The organism is Cupriavidus sp. SS-3 (genome assembly GCF_035818815.1).
Taxonomy (GTDB): Bacteria; Pseudomonadota; Gammaproteobacteria; order Burkholderiales; family Burkholderiaceae; genus Cupriavidus; species Cupriavidus taiwanensis_C.
The window spans coordinates 244,933-264,758 of the sequence record NZ_JAYLVT010000010.1 but is presented as its reverse complement, the minus strand read 5'-3'; the positions used below and the strand labels follow the sequence as shown (position 1 = coordinate 264,758).

The following is a 19,826-nucleotide window of genomic DNA, read 5'->3' as shown; positions in this document are numbered from 1 at the left end:
TGCTGGTCCAGCAGTTCCTTGAACTTGAACAGGATGCGCGCGCGGCGCAGCGGCGGAGTGTCGGCCCACGCCGGGAAAGCGGCCTGGGCGGCGGCGACGGCATCGGCCACGTCCTGGGCGGTGCCCAGCGCGACGCGTGAGGCGACTTCGCCGGTGGCGGGGTTGAATACGTCGGCAAGGCGCTGCGAGGCGCCGCGTGTCTGCCGGCCCGCGATGTTATGGCCGATGATGGCCTGCACCGCGCTGGCCTCTGCAAGGATGTCTTCCACTTCCGCTCCTGAATGCTGGTTCTCCGGGCGCTGCGGCCCGCTCGGTCAGCCCGGTCCATCTTTGCGTCCGGTGAAGACGCTGCCGCGCAGCGGCGCGCAGCGGCGCGCATCGGCCGCCCCACGTATGCCGTGCGGCACAAGACTTCGGGCCATGGTTGAGCGCAAGCTTGGTGCAGTTGCGCGGCCCCGTCCAATGATTTATCGTCAATCGCAATATAAGCCGCGCAAAATATTGCGGCGCAACACCATACTGCTTCCGCCCCTTGGACCTCCACCACCTGCGCGCCTTCGTCGCCGTCGCGCGCGAAGGCAACCTGACCCGCGCCGCACAGCGCCTGCACCTGACCCAGCCAGCGGTCAGCCTGCAGCTGAAAGCGCTGCAGTCGGCGTGGCGCATCCGGCTGTTCGAGCGCACCGCGGCGGGCCTGACGCTGACCGCCGATGGCGCCGCGCTGTTGCCGCTGGCCGAGCGCATCCTCGATGGCGTGGGCGACCTGCAGCACACCGTCAACGCCATGCATCACACCGTACGCGGGCGGCTGGCGATCGGCACCATCCTCGATCCGGAATTCACGCGGCTGGGCCCGATGCTGCGCACGCTGGTCGAGCGCCATCCGCAGATCGGCACGGAGCTGCGCCACGGCATGTCGGGCTGGGTGCTGCAGCAGATACGCAGCGGCGCGCTAGATGTGGGCTTCTACCTGGGCCAGCCATCCGAAGCAGGCTTCCATGCGCTGACACTGACGCCGTTCTCGTACTACGTGGTCGCGCCCAAAGGCTGGAAGGAGCGCACCGCGCTGCGCTCGTGGGCGCAGCTGGCGACGCTGCCATGGATCTGGACCCCGCCCGAGTCGGCGCACAACCGGCTGCTGTCGGCGCATTTCGCACAGGCAGGCGTGGATCCGGCCACTGTGCCCAAGGTGGCGCACGTCGACCAGGAGGCGTCGATGCGCGACCTGGTACGCTCCGGCGTGGGGCTGTCACTGGTGCGCGATGCGATCGCGCTGCGCGAGTCGCATGCGCACGGGCTGGTGATTGTCGAAGGGGTCTCGGTGCAGACCGAGCTGACGCTGGTCTGCCTGGCCGCGCGCCGCGACGACCCTGTGGTTGCGGCGGTGTTCGGCGTGGCCGAGTCCGTATTCCGTACCTAGCGCTGCGGGCGGTCCAGCCGGCGCTGCAGCCAGCCTGTCAGTGCCGCGAACACTTCGCCGCGCAGCGGCTGCGCTTCATTGAAGATCTCGTGGTAGCCCTGGTCGAACCAGACTTGTTCGCGCAGGTCGGGCGGCGCGCTGTCGAAGAAGGTGCGGCTGCCGGCCGGGTCGACCACGCGATCGGCGCCGCCGACCAGCATCAGCATGGGCGCCTCCAGCAGCGCTGCGTCGGCCTGCGCCTGCGCCATGCCGCGGATAAATCCTTCGAGCACGCCGGCGGTGATGGTGGTCTGCACGAGCGGATCGGCGCGGTAGGCGGCGACCACCGCCGGGTCATGCGACAGGTGCCGTGCATCGATCGGATTGGGCACGCGCAGCCGCGGCGCCAGCGTCAGCAGCACGCGGTGCAGCGCCAGCGCCGGCCGCGACAGCCGCAGTGCCAGCGCCGGCGACGACAGCACCAGCGCGCGCACCGGCCGCACCCGCGCGGTGGCAAAGCGCGCCGCGATCAGCCCGCCCATGCTGTGGCCGAGCAGGATCGGCAATTCATGCCAGCCCGGCACCGCGGCATCGTAGATCTCGGCGAGGTCGTTCAGGTACGCGTCCGGATGGTCCGCGACCATGCGCGCGCCGCCGCTGGCGCCGTGGCCGCGCAGGTCGAAGGCGCGCACGCGCAGCCCCAGGCCGCACAGCAGATCGGCGACATGCTGGTAGCGGCCGGCGTGTTCGGCAAGTCCGTGCACCAGCAGCACCGAGCCGAGCGGTTCGGCAAAGCGTGCCGGGTCGGGTTGCCAGGTACGGAGCAAGAGTTCGGTGCCGTCGCGCATGCGCTGGCGGCTCTGCACCGGCGCATGGGTCCCCGCCGGCCTCGCGGCGGGCTTGCTGGCAACGCCGGCCAGGGCCGGCTCGTCCGTCATCGGCTGTTCCATTTGCACAGGTCTCCTGCGGGCGCGCGCGGGCCAGGCGCGACGCCAGCTATCGTTGTTGTTATGGAGTCCGCTGCGCCGGCGCGTGCCGGCCCTGCCATGGCTACAACCGGGGCTTAAACCCTCGCTTGACCATGGCTAGCCGTGGCAGGCCGGCACGTCAGGCTGCGCCATGTCGGCCAGGATCGGGCAGTCCGGCCGGTCGTCGCCACTGCAGTGCTGCGCCAGTTCGCGCAGCGTGTCGCGCATCGCCGCCAGTTCGGCGATGCGCTGCTCCAGGTCGGCCACGTGCCGCAGCGTCAGCGCCTTGACGTCGGCGCTGGCGCGGTCGCGGTCGTGCCACAGCGACAGCAGGTTGCGGATCTCGTCGAGCGAAAATCCCAGATTACGGGCCCGCCGCACGAAGCGCAAGGTATGCACCGCGCGTTCGTCGTAGCGGCGGTAGCCGCCTTCGGTACGCGGCGGCGCCGCCACCAGTCCGATCGATTCATAGTGGCGGATCATCTTGGCCGATACGCCCGAGGCCTGTGCCGCTTCGCCGATATTCATTTCTCGGCTCCTTGCGCAGTGCCGGACGTGCCCGCGGCGGCGGTGCCGGCCTGGGCATGCCAGCGGCGCAGCAGCAGCGCATTGCCGACCACGCTGACGCTGGAGAACGCCATCGCCGCGCCCGCCACCACCGGATTGAGCATGCCGGCCGCGGCCAGCGGGATCCCCACCACGTTATAGAAAAAGGCCCAGAACAGGTTCTGGCGGATCTTGCGCACGGTGCGGTGCGAGACCGCCAGCGCATCGGCCACCAGCGCCGGGTCGCCACGCATCAGCGTGATGCCGGCGGCGTGCATGGCGACGTCGGTGCCGGTCGACATGGCAATGCCGACATCGGCCGCGGCCAGCGCCGGCGCATCGTTGATGCCGTCGCCCACCATCGCCACCACCGCGCCATCGCGGCCCAGCGCCTGCACCCGCGCCGCCTTGTCTTCGGGCAGGACCTCGGCCTGCACGTCGTCCAGCCCTAGCGCCTGCGCCACGCGCGCCGCGGCGCCGGCGTTGTCGCCGGTCAGCATCACCGTGCGCACGCCGGCGGCGCGCAGCCTGGCGATCGCCGCCGGTGCGCCCGGCTTGATGGCATCGCCGAACGCAACCAGCCCGGCCACGCGCGGCGGCGTGGTCTGCACCAGCCACGACACGGTGCGGCCTTCCGACTGCAGCTGATCCGCGATCGCGGCCAGCGCGCCGGCCGGCGCGCCCAGCGACTCGCGCAGGCGCTCGCTGCCCAGTTGCAGGGCCTGGCCGTCGACCACGCCGGCAATGCCGCGGCCCGGCAGGGCCTGCACGCCGCTGGCCGGTGGCACGGCGATGCCGCGCGCCTGCGCCGCAGCCAGCACGGCCCGCGCCAGCGGATGCTCGCTGCCGGCCTGCAGCGCGGCCAGCTGCGCCAGCAACGCGCTGCCGTCGGCGTCGGCAGCATCTGCCGCATGCAGCGCCACCACTTCGGGCTTGCCGACCGTCAGCGTGCCGGTCTTGTCGAACGCCACCACCCCCACCCGGTGCGCCACTTCCAGCGCCTCGGCGTCCTTGATCAGGATGCCGGCGCGCGCGCCGGCGCCAGTGCCGGCCATGATCGCAGTGGGCGTGGCCAGCCCCAGCGCGCACGGGCAGGCGATCACCAGCACCGCCACGGCATTGAGCAGCGCCGCCTCCCAGTCGCCGGCAAAGAGGCCCCAGCCCAGCACGGTCACCAGCGCAATCGCCAGCACCACCGGCACGAACACCGCGCTGACCCGGTCGACCAGGCGCTGGATCGGCGCCTTGGCCGCCTGCGCGTGCTCGACCATGCGGATGATGCGTGCGAGCACGGTCTCGGCACCCACCGCCACGGTGCGCGCCACCAGCAGGCCTTCGAAATTGATGGCGCCGCCGGTGATGCGGTCGCCGGGCTGCTTCGGCACCGGCAGGCTTTCGCCGGTCAGCATCGATTCGTCGGCATGGCTGGTGCCTTCGACCACTTCGGCGTCCACCGGGATGCGCTCGCCGGGGCGCACCACGATTTCATCGCCGACGGTCACGACGGACAGCGGCACGCTCTGCTCGACGCCGCCGCGCCGCACCCGCGCGGTGTCGGGACGCAACGCCGCCAGCGCGCGGATGGCATCGGCGGTCTGGCGCTTGGCGCGCGTTTCCAGCCACTTGCCCAGGCGCACCAGCGTGATCACCACGGCCGCGCTCTCGAAGTACAGGTGCGGCATGGCATCGGCCGGCGTGCGCCACATCAGCCACAGCGACAACCCATAGGCGGCCGTGGTGCCCAGCGCCACCAGCAGGTCCATGTTGCCCGCGCCGGCGCGCACTGCCTTCCAGCCGGCCTTGTAGAAGCGCCAGCCGAACACGAACTGCACCGGCGTGGCCAGCAGCCACTGCACCCACGCCGGCAGCATCCAGTGCACGCCGAACCATTCCAGCACCATCGGCGCCACCAGCGGCAACGACAGCGCCGCCGAGATCGCCACCGGCCAGGGGCCATCCCAGAAGGCCGGGCGCGTAGCCTGCCCCGGCTGGCCGGGCCGGGCCCCGGCGCCCGCCTGCGCCGCATCCGCCACCGGCGTCGCGCCATAGCCGGCGCGCACGACCGCGCCCGCCAGCGCCACGGCATCGGCGGCGCCGCGCAGCAGCGTCACGCTGGCGCGCTCGGTCGCCAGGTTGACGGTGGCCTCGACCACGCCCGGCACGGCGCGCAGCGCCTTTTCGACCCGCGCCACGCACGAGGCGCAGGTCATGTCGGCGATATGCAGTGCGATCGTGTCGTGGGGCACGGCGTAGCCGGCGTCGGCCACGGCCCGCGCGGCGGCCGGCAGCACCGCGGCGGACGCCGCGCGCAGCGTGGCGGCCTCGGTGGCAAGGTTGACGGCCACGTCGCGCACCCCCGGCACCTTGGCCAGGGCCTTTTCGACGCGTCCCACACAGGAGGCGCAGGTCATGCCTTCGACCGGCAGCCGCCACTCCGGCATGGCTTCGGCGGGCGGGTTGCGGTCGGTGCGGACCGGTTGGGAAGCGAGCACAGCGCTGGAATCTGGCATGGTTCTGAGTCATCCACAGTGTCGATGTCAGCATCATGGACCTTACCATCATTGGAAGGTCAAGCCCTCCTGCAGATGCCGCCGGCACCACCTCAACACCACAAATTTCCCCTTGCGCTTCCCATCGTGGCAAGGTTCACACTGTGTCTGTCGCGGCCCGATGCCGCGTTTCCATCCCGTTCAGGAGCGTTCCAACATGATCCAGTTCCAGGTAGAAGGCATGACGTGCAACCACTGCGTCGGCGCCATCACGCGCGCGGTGCTCGCCGTCGACCCCGCCGCGCGCGTCAGCGCGGACGTGCCGGCCCAGGCCGTGCGCGTCGACAGCGGCGTCGACGCGCAGGCGTTGCGCGAGGCGATCGAGGAAGCCGGCTATCCGGTCAGGTCGGTGGCCTGAGCCGTCGCCTCGCCAGCAAAAAGGGCGCCCCCGGGCGCCCTTTTCTTCAGCCTGCCGTATGCCGCGCTCAGAAGCGGTAGCCCACGTTCAGGTACGTCACCACCGGATCGATCTTGATCTTGGTGTGCGACTGGATCGTCACCGGTCCCGCCTGGGTGGTAAACGACGCCCGGGTCGACAGCGGCACGTAGGACACCGACAGCCCGACGAACCAGTTGTCGTTGATGGCATAGTTGGCGCCGATATTGAAAACCGGATTCCACGACGGCTTGGCGCTGGCGGTCATGCGCGCGCCGGGCGCGAACTCGTGGTTGACGAAGTTCTGGTTGGTAATGGTTTCGTCGGTAAACCAGGTGTAGTTCACGCCGATGCCGACATAGGGTCGGAATTTGGTCTTGGCGTCGAAGAAGTGGTACTTGACCACCAGCGCCGGGCTCCACTGCTTGACCGAGCCGAGCTTGCCGTACTGGGCATAGTTGCCGGTGCCCTTGACATCATGCTTGGGCGGAATGCCCGCGACGATCTCGCCGGAAATGTTGTCGGTAAAGAAATGGGTGAAGGCCAGTCCCAGGGTGTCGGCGGACTCGATTTCCGCGCCGGTGTTCGGCCGGGTCATGCCAACCGGGCGGCCGCCGATGCTGTCCACGGTCAGCGGATCGGCGGAGCTGTTCGGCATCACGCGGAACCAGCCCATGCTGACGATATTGCTGCCCGCGGACTGCGCGTGTGCGGCTCCGGTCAGCGCCATCACGGCGCCCGCGGCCAGCATCTTCTTATAGGTCGATTTCATAATCCTCTTACTCCTCTTTCGGTAACTGCCGCGTGCATTATCCGGCGAGCCCGCGCGGGGTTGTTTCATCAATGACACGGATTCGTAGAGGCAGCCCCCTAAAGGAAGGGTTAACCATGAAAAAAAGAGGTGGCAGCGGCTCCCCGGACCACCGTCCGCAGCATCCACGCAACGGTTTATGCCACACGCCGGAAAAAACCCTCACATGGAAGCGGTTTTAGGCGCGAGGCGCGCAACAGCGGCCGCGCGCCTGGCCTGCGCGCAACCCGTCAGGGCGTGACGATGGCGAAGTTCGGCTCAGCCTTGTCCATCAGCCCCGCCCACGCCGCCAGCGCCTGCGGGTCGCCCTCGACGCGCGCGCGGCCGGCCTGGGTCTCGGCCTGCAGCGTGGTCTGGCCGCCCAGCACGCCCATCAGCACGGCGCGCGGCATGGTCAGCGTGGCCTGCGGCGCGGCATGCTGCGCGTCGGCCTTGTAGCGGAACACGCCGTTTTCGACGGTCAGCGCGAAACGCTTGCCGGTGTCCGGCTGTACCCAGTTCAGCGCCAGCGTCTTGCCGGCGGCGCGGTCGCCGTTCAGGCTGATCGCCAGGTAGTCCAGGAACATGGTGTCGGTCATCGCGCGCAGCACGTCCGGGCTGCCGGCCCGGCGGCCGGTCCGGGGCGGGCCGCTGCGCAGCTCGGCGGCGCCGCTCAGGTAGGCGTTGCGCCAGGTCGACGATTCCGCCTGGTAGCCGAGCTGCTCCAGCGCATCGGCCTCGAGCTGGCGCGCCGCCTGGTTGGACGGGTCGGCAAAGACCACGTGCTTGACCACCTCGGCCACCCAGCGATACTCGCCGCGCGCGTAGGCGTTGCGAGCCTGCTCCAGCACGCGCGCCGCGCCGCCCATGAATTCGACATAGCGCTTGCCCGCCTCTTCCGGAGGAAGCGGGTTCAGGTTGGCCGGGTTGGCGTCATACCAGCCCAGGTAGCGCTGATACACCGCCTTGGCGTTGTGGCTGACGGTGCCGTAGTAGTCGCGCAGGTGCCACTCGCTCGCAAGCGACGGCGGCAGCTTCACGCGCTCGGCAATCTCGGCCGGCACATAGCCCAGGTTGGCCAGCCGCAGCGACTGGTCGTGGATGTACTTGTAGCCGTCGCGCTGCTTGCCCAGGTAGGTGACGATTTCCTGGCGGCCCCAGGTCGGCCAGTGGTGCTGCGCGAACAGCACCTCGGTGCGGGCGCCGAAGCGGTCGATGGTCTCGTCCAGCGCGCGCCACCACTGGTTGGCGTCGCGCACCTGGGCGCCGCGGATGGTGTAGAGGTTGTGCAGGTTGTGGGTGGCGTCCTCGGCCGCGCACAAGGCCTTCCATTGGGGGAAGTACATCAGCATCTCGGCCGGGGCCTCGGTGCCCGGCGCCATCAGGAACTCGATCTGCACGCCGTCGATGGTGCGGGTCTCGCCGGTCTTGTGGATCAGGTCGGTCGGCGGGATCAGTGTCAGCGTGCCATGCGCGACGGCCTTGCCCAGGCCGGCATCGACCTGGCCGGTGGCCGAGCGCGGCAGGTTGATGCCATACATGTACTGCGCGCGCCGGCTCATGGCGGTGCCGGCGAAGACGTTCTCGCTGACCGCCTCCTCCATGAAACCTTCCGGCGCCAGCACCCTGACCCGTCCGGCCTTGACGTCGTCCTCGCTGATGACGCCCTTGACGCCGCCGAAGTGGTCGCCATGGCTGTGGGTGTAGATCACCGCCACCACCGGCTTCTTCGGCCGGTGCCGGAAGTAAAGCTCGAGGCCGGCGCGCGCGGTTTCCGTCGCGGTCAGCGGGTCGATCACGATCAGTCCGGACTCGCCTTCGATGATGGTCATGTTGGCGATATCGAAGCCGCGCACCTGGTAGATGCGGTCCGTGACCTGGAACAGGCCGTGGTGCAGGTTGAGCCGGGCCTGGCGCCAGAGGCTGGGATTGACCGTGGCCGGCGCGGTTTCCGGCTTGAGGAAATCGTAGGGGGCCAGCGCCCACACCACGTTGCCTTTGGCGTCGCGGATCTCGGTGGTGTCGAGCGTGCCGATAAAGCCGCGGCGCGCCGCGTCGAAGTCGCGCCGGTCCTGGAACGGCAGCTGTTGCAGCACCGCGGCGTTGGCGCGGGCGGTGGCATCGGTGGCGGGCTTGCCGGCGTCGGGCGCGGCGGTGGCGGCAGCGGCGCTCCCGGCAAGGCTGAAGGTGGCGGCGGCCAGCGCGGTGGCGGCGGCGGCAAAGGCGGTCGGATACGGCATCCTGGTCTCCTGGTTCATGCGCCGGGACGCTGTTGTGCGGCCGGCAACACTCACAAATTGTGCTGAACGTTCAGTACAATTCCAGAGTTTGCTGGCAGACCTCGTCTACTGTCAAATAGAGCCCTGCCGTCAAATAGAGCCCTGCCGCGGATCCCGCCTGCCGTCGTTGGCCGGGTCCCGCTCCACTTGCCGCCCCCGCCCATGCCTTCGATCCGCCAGTCCTCCGAGCTCGCCGCTCCCACCCCTTCCGCGCCGGTCGCCAAGAACCGCCGCGGGCTGGAAACCCGCGAACGGGTACTCGCGGTCACGCGCGGTCTGATCAGCGCGCACGGCTATGCCGAGGTAACGCTCGACCAGATTTCCGCCGAGGCCGGCGTGGCCAAGAGCAGCCTGCTCTGGCATTTCGGCAGCAAGGAGATGCTGCTGGCGGAGGCCGCCACCAGCCTGTTCCGACAGATCGGCGAAGCGCTGGGCGCCGAACCGCACCAGGGCAGGACCGCGGCACGCCGGCTCGAAAACAGCTTCGACCGGGTCGCCGACTACCTCACCGCCAATCCCGAAGCCAAGGGCGTGGTGCTGGCGCTGCTTTTCTCAGGCAGCGTGCCGGCCAGCGTGCGCGAGGAAATCCGCCGCAGCTGGGACAGCCACGTGCAAGACCTGGTGGCGGCGCTGTCGGCCCCCGGCCGACCGCTGCCTGCGTCGATGGCGCGCCTGATGATCGCCACCATCCACGGCTGCTACTGCCACTGGTATGCCAGCGACCGCAGCGAACCGATCGCCGCCTTCCTGGCGCCGGCGCGCGAACTGTTCGGCGACTGGCTGCGCGAGCGCGACCGCGAGCGTTGATCAGGCGCGGCTGGCGAGCACGCACGCGGCCAGGTCCCACAGCGCATAGCCCACGCTCTTGAACACCAGCGGGCTGCCGGTGCGCGCGCGGATCGCGTCGGCCTGCAGGATCGCACTCTCGAACGGCTGCACCTCTGCCCAGTCGATGCCGGCCTGCAGCAGGTCGCCGGCCTCGTCCTCGATGCCAAACAGGGTATCGGCCAGCAAACGGCCATGGTCCGCGGCGGCATGGCAAAGCGCCGGCGGCAGCTCGCACATGTCCGGCCGGAACGCACCAACCGCGGCGATGAAGTGATGGTCACGCCAGAGCCCGCTGTCCAGGTCCGGCAGCACCGGGCTGCGGCTGGACGTCACCGTGACCACCATCGACACGCGCGGCAACACCGCCGCGACCGATTCGGCCACCTGCGCTTCCGCCCCCAGCGTGCGTGCATGCGCGGCCAGTGCCTCGGCCTTGTGGCGCGTGCGCGAATGCAGCCACAGCCGGCGCACGCCCAGCCCGGCGACGAAGGCCTCCAGGTGCGTCAGCGCCTGCACCCCTGCGCCGACGATCAGCAGCTCGCCGTCCGGGCGCGCGGCAAAGCGCTGCGCCGCCAGCAGCGACACCGCCGCGGTGCGCCGCCCCGTCACGGTGGGACCGTCGAGCATGGCGATGCGCGCGCCGGTATGCGCGTCGGCCACCACCACTTCGCCGAGGATGCTGGGCAAGCCGCGCTGCGGGTTGCCGGGATGCACGGTGATGTTCTTGGTCATCACCAGCCCGCGGTTGCGCGCGGGCATCACCAGCAGCGTGCCCGCGCCCTGCTGCGCATCGCCGACCGGCAGCGCGATGCGCGGCGGCGCCATGGCGCTGCCGTCGCGCAGCTCGGCCAGCATGTCGGCGATGGCTTGCGCCAGTTCGGGATACGGCAGGCGCGCCGCGGTGGCGGCGGCATCGAGGGCAACGAGGGACATGCGCGGGCTCCTGCGGGATATAACGAAGCGCCATTATTGCCCACGGCCAGCGGCGTTGGCCGCGGCACCGGGTCCGAACACTTCGATACCGGTCTCAGCGCCTGGCCGCGGGCGCGCGCACCGAAGCGCCGCGCACTTCGATGCCGATGCGGTCCACCACCTTGCCGGCGGCATCGAGCAGCTCCACCTGGTGCCGGCCCGGCCAGGGCAGCCACGCCACCTCGCCGCCACGCCCGAGCGGCTTGCCGTCCATGCGCCAGCTGACCGCGCGCGCCGACTGGCCGGCCACGCCCTGCGCATGGAACCACACCCGCTGCGCGGCCGGCGGCATGTCGGGATCGAGCGCAAACACGGTGCCGTCGGCCGGCGTGGCGATCACGGGCGCGCCCGGGCGCGCGGCGGGCGCCGCCATGCTGACGTGCCGGACCGCGGTGCCTGCCAGGAACACTTCATCGCGCGCGGGCTCCAGCCCGTCGTCGAAGCGCAGCGCCACGCGCTCCACGCCGGCAGGCATGGCCGGCGCCTGGCTTGGTTGCGCGCGGTGCAGGACTTCCATCACGTCGTGCCACACCGGGGCCGCGCCCGACACCCCGGACACGTCGCGCATGCTGGCGCCGCTGGCGTTGCCGACCCACACGCCCACGGTGTAGTGCTGCGACCAGCCGATGCACCAGTTGTCGCGCATGTCCTTGCTGGTGCCGGTCTTGACCGCGGTCCAGAAGCGCGTGGTGAGCGGGCTGTCGAGGCCGAAGGTGCGGGCGCGGGCGTGGCGGTCGGACAGGATGTCGGCGATCAGGTAGCTGGCCCCGGGCTGCATCACGACCTTTGCCGGCACGGCCGGCGCGCCTTGCCGCAAGCGCGGCGGCGCGTAGCTGCCGCCATTGGCGAGCGCGCGGTAGGCATTGGTCAGCGCCAGCAGCGACACATCGGCGCTGCCCAGCGCCAGGCTGTAGCCGTAGTAGTCGCCCGCCTCGGTCAGCGGCAGCCCCAGCGCCACCAGGCGCTTGTGGAAGCGGTGCGGGGTCACCATCACCAGCGTGCGCACCGCCGGCACGTTCAGCGATGCCGCCAGCGACGCGCGCAGGCTGACCCAGCCGGCATAGCGGTGGTCGTAGTTCTGCGGCACGTAGAGCCCGCCGCCGACCGGCAGGTTCACCGGCCGGTCATCGAGCAGCGAGGCCGCGGTCAGCCGCTTCTCTTCGAGCGCCTGCTCGTACAGGAACGGCTTGAGCGTCGATCCCGCCTGGCGCAGCGCCGCCGCGTGGTCCACCTGTGCGGCGCCGGACAGCGTGCCGGACGAGCCCACGTAGGCCAGCACGTCGCCGCTGGCGTTGTCGATCACCACCACCGCGCCGTCCTCGACATTGCGTCCGGCCAGTTCGCGCAGGTGGCGGTCCAGGCTGGCCACGGCAGCGCGCTGCAGGCGGGCGTCGAGCGTCGACGCGATGCGCGCCGGCATGGCGGCGCCGGCCGGCAGCTGGGCGCGCGTCTCGCCGACCAGGTGCCGCGACAGGTGCGGCGCCAGCTGCCGGAACCCCGCCGACGGCGCGGCCGCCGCGGCGCGCTGCGCCACCGGGCCGGTGCGCAGCAGCGCCAGTTGCGCAAAGCCTTCCAGGCCGTCGCACTCGCGCGGCAGGCGCATCTCGCGCAGGATGCCGCAGGCGCGGCTGGCCACCTGCGCGGCGCGCGCATTGGGCGCGCGCACCAGCGCCACCGCCAGCGCCGATTCGCGCGCATCGAGCCCCTCGGGGAATTTGCCGAACAGCACCTGCGACATCGCCGACAGGCCCACCAGTTCGCCGCGGAACGGCACCAGGTTCAGGTAAGCCTCGAGGATCTGGTCCTTGCTCCAGCTGCGTTCCAGCACCGCGGCACCGGCGGCCTGCCCCAGCTTCTGCGTCAGGCTGCGCCCCTGCCCCGGCGCGCCGGGCCGGCGCAGGTCCTCGTCGAGCAGTCCGGCCAGCTGCATCGTCAGCGTGGAAGCCCCGCGCGTGCGCGTGTTCCACAGGTTGGCCCAGGCCGCAGCGGCCACGCCGTGCCAGTCGACGCCGCTGTGCGCATAGAAGCGCCGGTCCTCCGACAGCACGATGGCCGTGCGCAGCGCGGGCGAGGTCTCGGCCAGCGCCACCCAGTCGCCGCGGCGGGCGCCGAAGTCGTCGCGCACACGGCCCACCGGCTCGCCGTCGCGGTCCAGCACCACCACGTCGGCGCTGCGCCAGTCGGCGCGCACCTGCGCGAAGGTGGGCAAGGCCGCGGCCAGCGCCGGCCAGGCCAGCGCCGTCGCCATCGCAACCAGGGCCAGGCGCCGCGTCATGGCTGCGTGCGTCCCGACACCAGCCCGGCCACCAGCAGCACCTGCGCCGCGGCGTAGGCCCACCAGATGCCGAGCTGGAACGATTCGAACGGCACCAAAAAGCGCGCGATGCCGATCATCAGGTCCGACGCGGCAAAGCACAGCGCGCCCAGCGCCGCCAGCGGCGTGGGCAGGCGCGCCACCAGCGCGCTGCACACCATGGCGGCCAGCACGCCCACGTACAGTGTCACCGGCACCGCGAGCGTGCCGAGGTTGGGCCAGAAGCGGCCCAGCATGGTGCCCGCCACGCCGAGCATGGCACCGCAGGCAATCAGCCGGTGCGGGCGGGTGTCGCCCGCCAGCGGCACCAGCAGGCGCAGGTAGGCCAGGTGCGCCAGCAGGAAGGCGCCGAGCCCGCCGACGAACGAAAACGACAGCGTCGGCACCGCCAGCAGGAAATCGCCCAGCGCCGAGCACAGCAGCGCCGTGACCAGCCAGCGGCGCTCGCCGGGCACGCGATGGAACCACGCGGCGCGCGCCAGCAGCACCGCCATCGCCGTCTTCCATGCCGGCTGCATGGCGATATGCCCGGTCAGCGGCGCGCCGTCGGGCAGGTCCAGCGCCACCTGCACCAGCAGCGCACCGTAGATGAGGCCGGCCATTGCGCCCGCGAGCCACCACTCGCGCACGCGCGCCGGCATCATCGCGGAAAGCCAGCTCATGGGCGCGCCCCGACCGCCAGCCGCGCATTGGGCGCCACGCCGAACACGTCGGGCGCGTACATCGCTTCGACCCGCGTTGGCGGCAGCGCGAAGTCGCCGGCGTTGTTCAGCCGCACCGTGTATTCGACCGAGACCTTGCCCTTGGGCAAGTAGCCGAAGTACTCGCGGTAGGCCTGCGGCGTGCGTTCGACATAGGCCGGCCAGGCCGCGCCCTGGCGCCGCTCGCCGCGCGTGGCGATGGCCGAGTCGCGGCCCAGGCCGCTGCCGAGGATGGTGGCGCCGGCGGGTACCGGATCGCTGACCACCACCCAGGTCATGTCGGCCTGCGCATCGATCTCCAGCTTGACGCGATAGACGTCACCGCGCGACCACTTGCCCGGCACCGCCTGCTCCTGCGCCGTCACGGTGCGCTGGATGCGGTAGCCCGCGGCCAGCGGCGCGGTCACCGGCACCGCCGCCATGGCGCGCACCGTGGCCCACGGCTGGCCGGCGCCGGCCTGTTCCACCTGCAGCGTGCCGCCCTCGGCACCAGCCGGCCACGGCAGCTCGACGCTGCCCTGCGCCACGCCGTCGCTGCGCTGTGCGCGCGCCCAATCGAAACTGCGCGCGGCGTCGCCGGCATGGCTGATGCTGGCGCGCGTGGTGCCGGCCACCGGCGTCTTCTCGAACGCCTGCGCAAAGCGCGTCACCGCCAGCATGCCCCAGGCATTGGCGGTGGTGGTGCCCCAGGCGCCATGCACCTGGCGTCCCAGCAGCCCGGTGGCCAGTTGCGGCGCATCGTCCTTCCAGCCCGGCAGTTCCGACGCCAGCGCCAGCAGGCGCGCGGCGTTGACGTCGCCGCCGGCCATCATCCACCACCAGTTGTCGTTGCGCTCGGTGGAGAACGCCAGGCGCGTGCCCTGCACCGTCAGGCGCGAGCGCAGCAGCTGCTGCGCCTCGGCCAGGCGCTGTTCGCGCTGCGGGATGTCCTGCACGCGCGTCAGCAGCAGGGTCCAGTCCAGCAGCGCGGAGGTCGGCCATTGCGCCGGCAGGATCTGGATCGATCCGAGCATGCGCGCCTGCGCGTGGCCGGTGCGCGACAGCGCCTCGAGCGCGGCCAGCTTGCGCACCTCGAGGTACTGCGTGCCGCCTGCCGGCGACCAGCTGTCGCGGCGGATGCGGCCCTCGACGAAGTCGGCCAGGCCGCGCTCCATCTGCGCGCGCTGCGCGTCGGGAATGCGCAGCGCCTGCCCGGCGCGCGCGGCCTCGTCGGTCACCGCCAGCAGGTAGGCGGTCAGCACTTCGCTGCCGTGGTCGCTGTCGCTGTTCAGCGGGAAGTACGAGGCCAGGCCGTTGGCATCGAGGTAGGACGGCAGCTGCGCCATCAGCGCCTCCCAGGCGGCGCCGTCGTTCAGGCCGATGGCTTTCGAGGCGCGCTGCTCCAGGCAGGTGAACGGGTAGTTGCGGAACCACTCGCGCACCCCCGGCATGCCGCCTGCCAGCGACGACTGGAAGTTGACCTGCACCCCGCCGCGCACCTTGCCGGCCGGGTCGGCCAGCGCGCCCGGCGGCGCCTTGACCGGGATCGACAGCGACGGCGCCACCTGTGCCAGCGTGGCCTGCTGCACCGTGACCGGCACCGCCGGCACGATCTGCTGCGATACCTTGATGCGGTCGGAAGCGCCTCCGGCGCCTTGCTCGCTGGCCTGCACCTCCCACATCACGGTGCCGCTGCGCGCGTAGGCCAGCAGCCAGGGCGCGGTCACGTCCCAGCCGATCTCGCGCGCTTCGCCCGCGGGAATCTGCACGGTCTGCGCGGGCAGGCCGGCTTCATTGCCGAGCAGCGTGCCGCGCGCGCTGGCCTGCACCGTCATCGCACGCCTGGTGGTATTGCGCAGCGTAAACATGGCGCGGTAGCGGTCGTCCTCGCGCACCAGCGGCGGCAGGCCTGAGATCACCTGCAGGTCCTGCGTGGCGGCAATGGTGGCGCTGCCGGTGCCGAAGCGGCCCAGGCCCAGGTCCGCCACCGCGACGATGCGGAAGCTGGTGAGCGAATCGTTGAGCGGCACCTCGACGCTGGCCCGGCCCTCGGCATCGAGCTGCACGCGCGGGTTCCACACCAGCAGCGTGTCGAACAGCTCGCGCGTGGGGCTCTTGCCGCCGCCGCCGCCCGCCGGCACCGCCTTGCGCCCATAGTGGCGGCGCCCGATGATTTCCATCTGCGCGGTCGAGGTTTCCACGCCGTAGCCGCGCCGCTGCAGCATCGCGTCGAGCAGGTCCCAGCTGGTGTTGGGCATCAGTTCCAGCAGCGCCTGGTCCACCGCGGCCAGCGCGACTTCGCCGTTGGCGGCGGGCTTGCCGTCGGGCAGCCTGACCTGGATCGCCACGCGCGCCTTGCCGCGCACCGGGTAGCTGGTCTTGTCCGGGGTCACCGCGACGTCGAGCCGGTGGCCGGCATTGCCGACGCGGATCTCGGCCAGCCCCAGCCGGAAGGCCGGCTTGGACAGGTCGACCAGCGCGGTCGGCGCCGCATACTCGCGCCCTTCGCTGCGGAACGCGCGCCACCACTCGCCCGGCTGGCGCCAGCCCCAGCTGAAGAACGAATACCACGGCACCTCGTGCAGGCGCCCGCGCAAGGCCAGCACCGACACGTAGACATTGGGCCCCCACTCCGGCTTGACCTGCACGCGCACGGTCGGATCGCTGCCGTGCAGTTCCACCACCTCGGTCTGGTAGATGCCTTCGCGCTCCACCGCCACCAGCGCGGTGGCGTGGCGGAACGGCATGCGCACCTGGAACACCGCGGTGTCGCCCGGCGCGTAGGACTTCTTCTCTGGCAGCAGGTCGATGCGGTCATGGTTCTCGCCGCCGAACCAGAGCTCGCCCTGGCGCGTGACCCACACCGTGGTGGCGGCCTGCGCGGTGCGGCCATCCTTGTCGCGCGCGTTCGCCACCAGTTCGATCTGGCCGGCCTGCTCCAGCGTCACCTCGCAGCGCGCGCGCCCCTGCGCATCGGTGCGGGTTTCGCACACGGTGCCGAGGTCGCGCGTCTCGGTGCGGTTGTCATAGCGGTAGAAGCCGCCCACCACGCGCTTGCGCGCCGAGGTGGTGATGCGGGCGCGCGCGTTGATCTTGACCGGCGCGTCCGCCACCGGCTTGCCGTTGACGTCCAGCACCACGCCATGCACCGCCAGCTTCTGCTTCACCGACACCCAAGCCTCGGTGCGGATGCCGGCCACCACTGTCGCCGGCCATACCGGCACGCTCTGGCGCAGCGTCTGGATCTCGCCGTTGGGATCGGCAAAGCCAGCCTCGAGCACCAGGTCGCGCGGCGCGTCGGTCTTGGGCAGCTTGCGCAGCGTCACGCTGCCATTGCCGTTCTTGTCCAGCGTCAGCGGCAGCTTGTCGGCGACCAGCTGCTGCCCGTCGGCACTGGCATCGCCTTGCTGGTCTTCGTCCATCTCCTCGTCGCCGCCGCTCTCGCGCTGCGCGCGCGGCGGCGTGAACGAGAACTCGTCGTAGCCGGGGAAGCTCACGTATTTGTCGCGCAGCAGCGCGGACACGCGCACCGGCAGCCCGGCCGCGCCGCCGCCGGACAGATAGTGGATCTCGACCCCGACCGGCAGTTCGGCCGGCGCCACCACCGGGCCGGCCTTGCCCGCTACCTGGAGCGTGCCGGCCAGCACCGGCAGGCGGAAGGCCTCGACCCGGAAGCTGCCGCTGGTGTAGCTGCGGGCGCCGCCGTCGTCGTGCGCGCCCTCGGCCTTCTGCGTCTCCAGCTCGACCGTATAGACCCCGAGCTTGGCCGCCGCGGGCACCTGGAAGGTGCTTTCCGCGCTGCGTCCGCCGGTCGCGGTCTGGCGCCATTGCAGCGGCAGCTCGTAGCTCTGGCCGCTGCCTTCATGGCGGATGGTCACGCGCGTGGGCAGCGGACGGCTCGCCGGCGGCAAGGCAAAGCCCTGCGCGGTCTCGGCGCGGATCAGGTGCTTCATCGACACGGTTTCGCCGGCGCGCAGCAGGGTGCGGTCGAAGATGGTGTGGGCGCGCACGGTGGGCGTGGCGCTGGTGTCGGTCGGCACGTTGAAGCGCCAGCTCTCGATGCCGCGGTTCCAGTCCGACATCACGAAGGCCATGTCGGCCTTGCCGCGTGCCTGCTGGTGCGTCGCGGCGATGCGGGCGGAAACGAAGTAGCCAGACAGCCCGTTCTGGTCGCAGGCGCTCTCCGGCGCCGCGGCGAGCCTGGCAAAGCGCGCCACGCCGCCGGCATCGGTACGGCCTTCACCCAGCAGGCGCCCGCTGCAGTCGCGCACCGCCACCGCGGCGTCGCGCACCGGCTTGCCGTCATCCAGCGCGGTGACCCAGGCCACCCCGCTGCGGCTGCCGTCATCCTCGTTGCCGGTACTGCGGCCCAGCTTGAAATGCACGCCCAGATTGGTGACCAGCGCCGCGGTGCGCACGTACATCGGCGCGCGCTTGCCCAGCAGCGCCTCGCCCAGCATCGGCGAGGCGATCTCGACCACATGGAAGCCGGGCTCCGGCAACGGGATGCCGACCACCTCGAACGGCCGCGGTGCATCGCCCGACGGCTTCGGCACCGCCAGCTTCTGCACGCCGGAGGCCCGCTCGAGCAGCGACACCGAGCGGGTTTCGATCGACACCGCGTTGCGCGGATTGTTGACGCGGTACGGCGAGCGGCCCGCCAGCACGGCGTCGAGCTCGCCGCGCGTATAGCTGGCCTCGTGCAGGCGGCGCACCAGGCCCAGCCACTGCATCACGGCGGCGTCGTCGTCGACGCGCAGCTTCATTACGGTACCAGCCCGGGCCTGCACGCCGCGCACGGCAAGGTCAGCTTCGACATTGCGCAGCGTCACCGGCAGCAGCGGCGGGTAGTCCTGCGCCGACTTGCCGCGCGGCAGCTCGCCGAAGCGCTCCACCACGCCGAACGGCGCCGCGGCAAACTTGGCCAGCGGCGGCATCGAGGCCGTGGCCACCTTGAGCGGGAACAGGTCCGCATTGGCCAGCGCGCGGCCGCTGTCGTCCTGCAGCTTGCGCGGCACCTCGATGGTGAACTGCGCCTTCTCGGCGAACGGCGCGGCAAAGGTGAGCGCGCTGACGCTGGCGTCTGGCGCCAGGTCGGGGTCGAACTGCGGCGCGCGCGGACCGGACGGGGTCTTCAGCACCACACTCTCGGCCAGCTTGCGCGGCACCGGCGCGGAGAAGGTCACCGACATCGGCCGCAGCGGCGTGCAAGGTGACTGCGCGTGTTCGCGCTCGCAGCTGAAGCTGGCGGTAAACGGCTCGCGCACGGTGTAGTCGAAGCGGCGTTCCTCGCGCGTGGCAACGCCCGACGGCGTGGCAATGCCCGCGCCCAGCACCAGCTGCACCCGCGCCGCGGCCGGCAGCCGCTGCTGGCAAGCGAGCAGGTGCACCGCATCGGGCACCGGCTTGGCCAGGCGATCCCAGCGGATGGCCTCGAGCACGGCCTCGCGCTCCTTGCCGGACAGCAGCCGCACCGGAATGCGCTCGCCCAGCCCCTGCGCCTGGCACCAGGCGTGCTCGCGCACCGAGGCCGCGGTGGCGGCGCCGTTGAAGCGCAGGGCGAAGACCTGGTCTTCCTCGATCTCGCCGCCAGAAGGCCGGCTCGAGACCACGGTCGGGCCGCCGGTCTCGAAGCGGTATTCGGCCTTGCCGGCATAGGCATTGCCGGCCTCGCTGCGCAGGCCGGCGCGCATGCGCACGGTGCAGCGCACCCCTGGCGGCAGGTCGCTGGCGAAGTCGTAAACCCAGTTTTTGGCGTCGATCCAGCGGGCCTGGCCGCTGGTGCTGGCGCCGGTACAGGAAACCGCCGCGGGTGCCGTGGCCTGGACATCGCCCATCGGCACCATGGCTTCGTCGAAGCGGATCGCCACCTGGCGCACCTGCCCCACCGTGCCTTCCGGCGAGAACCGGCTCACCTGCGCGGCCAGCGCGCCGCCGGCCAGGCTGGTCAGCGCGGCCACCAGGGCCACCGCCGCGGATGCCCGCGCCAGGTGCGATTGCCGTAGCGAACTGCCAAGACCCCGATCGGCTCGGGCGACGATTCCCTTCATCCTGCCATCCTCCGTTCCCGCCACGTTTGCGGCACCCGGCGAGGGTGACACGCACGCCACAAGAGCGCAAGGCCG

General features: G+C 71.4%; 13 protein-coding genes. 3 read left to right on the top strand and 10 right to left on the bottom strand.

All coding sequences use genetic code 11. The features are described 5' to 3' along the window. The coding region (locus U9J39_RS17655) for an aldehyde dehydrogenase family protein (protein WP_442784904.1) at window positions 1–239 on the bottom strand (239 nt) is incomplete at its 3' end. 293 nt (window positions 240–532) lie between these two features. Between U9J39_RS17655 and U9J39_RS17650 the strand changes: the two genes are divergently transcribed. Further along, window positions 533–1,420, top strand: a complete 888-nt coding sequence (locus U9J39_RS17650; protein WP_115711363.1) for a LysR family transcriptional regulator — start codon at window positions 533–535, stop codon at window positions 1,418–1,420. On the opposite strand, the gene U9J39_RS17645 is transcribed toward U9J39_RS17650, so the two are convergent. The 3 genes from U9J39_RS17645 to U9J39_RS17635 all read right to left on the bottom strand — a co-directional run bounded on the left by U9J39_RS17645 (window position 1,417) and on the right by U9J39_RS17635 (window position 5,423). Next, on the bottom strand, window positions 1,417–2,349 hold the full coding sequence (locus U9J39_RS17645) for an alpha/beta fold hydrolase (protein WP_326347646.1): 933 nt from the start codon (window positions 2,347–2,349) through the stop codon (window positions 1,417–1,419). The genes U9J39_RS17650 and U9J39_RS17645 overlap by 4 nt on opposite strands. Before the next feature lie 135 nt (window positions 2,350–2,484). Next, window positions 2,485–2,895, bottom strand: a complete 411-nt coding sequence (gene cueR, locus U9J39_RS17640; protein WP_115678941.1) for a Cu(I)-responsive transcriptional regulator — start codon at window positions 2,893–2,895, stop codon at window positions 2,485–2,487. Next, entirely contained in the window at window positions 2,892–5,423 is a 2,532-nt protein-coding gene (locus U9J39_RS17635; RefSeq protein WP_326347645.1) for a heavy metal translocating P-type ATPase, read from the bottom strand. The genes cueR and U9J39_RS17635 overlap by 4 nt, the downstream gene beginning before the upstream one ends. A 196-nt stretch (window positions 5,424–5,619) precedes the next feature. Here U9J39_RS17635 and U9J39_RS17630 point away from each other — a divergent pair, with 196 nt between their 5' ends. Then, window positions 5,620–5,820 (top strand): heavy-metal-associated domain-containing protein, encoded by a 201-nt coding sequence (locus U9J39_RS17630; protein WP_115711368.1) that lies wholly within the window; start codon window positions 5,620–5,622, stop codon window positions 5,818–5,820. 67 nt (window positions 5,821–5,887) lie between these two features. Here the strand turns inward: U9J39_RS17630 and U9J39_RS17625 are convergent, their stop codons facing one another. Further along, a complete protein-coding gene (locus tag U9J39_RS17625; RefSeq protein ID WP_115711370.1) occupies window positions 5,888–6,610 on the bottom strand; it encodes an OmpW/AlkL family protein in 723 nt (240 codons plus the stop codon). Window positions 6,611–6,879: 269 nt separating this feature from the next. Then, window positions 6,880–8,868: an alkyl/aryl-sulfatase gene (locus U9J39_RS17620; RefSeq protein ID WP_326347644.1), complete on the bottom strand. Its 1,989-nt coding sequence runs from the start codon at window positions 8,866–8,868 to the stop codon at window positions 6,880–6,882. 201 nt (window positions 8,869–9,069) lie between these two features. Between U9J39_RS17620 and U9J39_RS17615 the strand changes: the two genes are divergently transcribed. Then, window positions 9,070–9,714, top strand: a complete 645-nt coding sequence (locus tag U9J39_RS17615; RefSeq protein ID WP_116311916.1) for a TetR/AcrR family transcriptional regulator — start codon at window positions 9,070–9,072, stop codon at window positions 9,712–9,714. Here U9J39_RS17615 and U9J39_RS17610 read toward each other — a convergent pair whose 3' ends face one another. The 4 genes from U9J39_RS17610 to U9J39_RS17595 all read right to left on the bottom strand — a co-directional run bounded on the left by U9J39_RS17610 (window position 9,715) and on the right by U9J39_RS17595 (window position 19,751). Beyond that, the gene (locus U9J39_RS17610; protein ID WP_326347643.1) at window positions 9,715–10,668 is read right to left on the bottom strand and encodes a delta(1)-pyrroline-2-carboxylate reductase family protein; all 954 of its coding nucleotides are present in this window, start codon (window positions 10,666–10,668) and stop codon (window positions 9,715–9,717) included. 94 nt (window positions 10,669–10,762) lie between these two features. Then, window positions 10,763–12,982, bottom strand: a complete 2,220-nt coding sequence (gene pbpC / locus U9J39_RS17605; protein ID WP_326347642.1) for a penicillin-binding protein 1C — start codon at window positions 12,980–12,982, stop codon at window positions 10,763–10,765. Beyond that, a complete protein-coding gene (locus U9J39_RS17600) occupies window positions 12,979–13,683 on the bottom strand; it encodes a lysoplasmalogenase (RefSeq protein ID WP_326347641.1) in 705 nt (234 codons plus the stop codon). The genes pbpC and U9J39_RS17600 overlap by 4 nt, the downstream gene beginning before the upstream one ends. Then, the gene (locus U9J39_RS17595; RefSeq protein WP_326347640.1) at window positions 13,680–19,751 is read right to left on the bottom strand and encodes an MG2 domain-containing protein; all 6,072 of its coding nucleotides are present in this window, start codon (window positions 19,749–19,751) and stop codon (window positions 13,680–13,682) included. Before U9J39_RS17595 ends, U9J39_RS17600 begins: the two co-directional genes overlap by 4 nt. Window positions 19,752–19,826 lie beyond the last annotated feature (75 nt).

Coding starts and splice junctions, on each gene's coding strand:
- U9J39_RS17620 (WP_326347644.1), bottom strand. CDS start 8,868: ATGCCGTATCCGACCGCCTTTGCCGCCGCCGCCACCGCGCTGGCCGCC.
- U9J39_RS17630 (WP_115711368.1), top strand. CDS start 5,620: ATGATCCAGTTCCAGGTAGAAGGCATGACGTGCAACCACTGCGTCGGC.
- cueR (WP_115678941.1), bottom strand. CDS start 2,895: ATGAATATCGGCGAAGCGGCACAGGCCTCGGGCGTATCGGCCAAGATG.
- U9J39_RS17610 (WP_326347643.1), bottom strand. CDS start 10,668: ATGTCCCTCGTTGCCCTCGATGCCGCCGCCACCGCGGCGCGCCTGCCG.
- U9J39_RS17600 (WP_326347641.1), bottom strand. CDS start 13,683: ATGAGCTGGCTTTCCGCGATGATGCCGGCGCGCGTGCGCGAGTGGTGG.
- U9J39_RS17625 (WP_115711370.1), bottom strand. CDS start 6,610: ATGAAATCGACCTATAAGAAGATGCTGGCCGCGGGCGCCGTGATGGCG.
- U9J39_RS17635 (WP_326347645.1), bottom strand. CDS start 5,423: ATGCCAGATTCCAGCGCTGTGCTCGCTTCCCAACCGGTCCGCACCGAC.
- U9J39_RS17645 (WP_326347646.1), bottom strand. CDS start 2,349: ATGGAACAGCCGATGACGGACGAGCCGGCCCTGGCCGGCGTTGCCAGC.
- pbpC (WP_326347642.1), bottom strand. CDS start 12,982: ATGACGCGGCGCCTGGCCCTGGTTGCGATGGCGACGGCGCTGGCCTGG.
- U9J39_RS17615 (WP_116311916.1), top strand. CDS start 9,070: ATGCCTTCGATCCGCCAGTCCTCCGAGCTCGCCGCTCCCACCCCTTCC.
- U9J39_RS17595 (WP_326347640.1), bottom strand. CDS start 19,751: ATGAAGGGAATCGTCGCCCGAGCCGATCGGGGTCTTGGCAGTTCGCTA.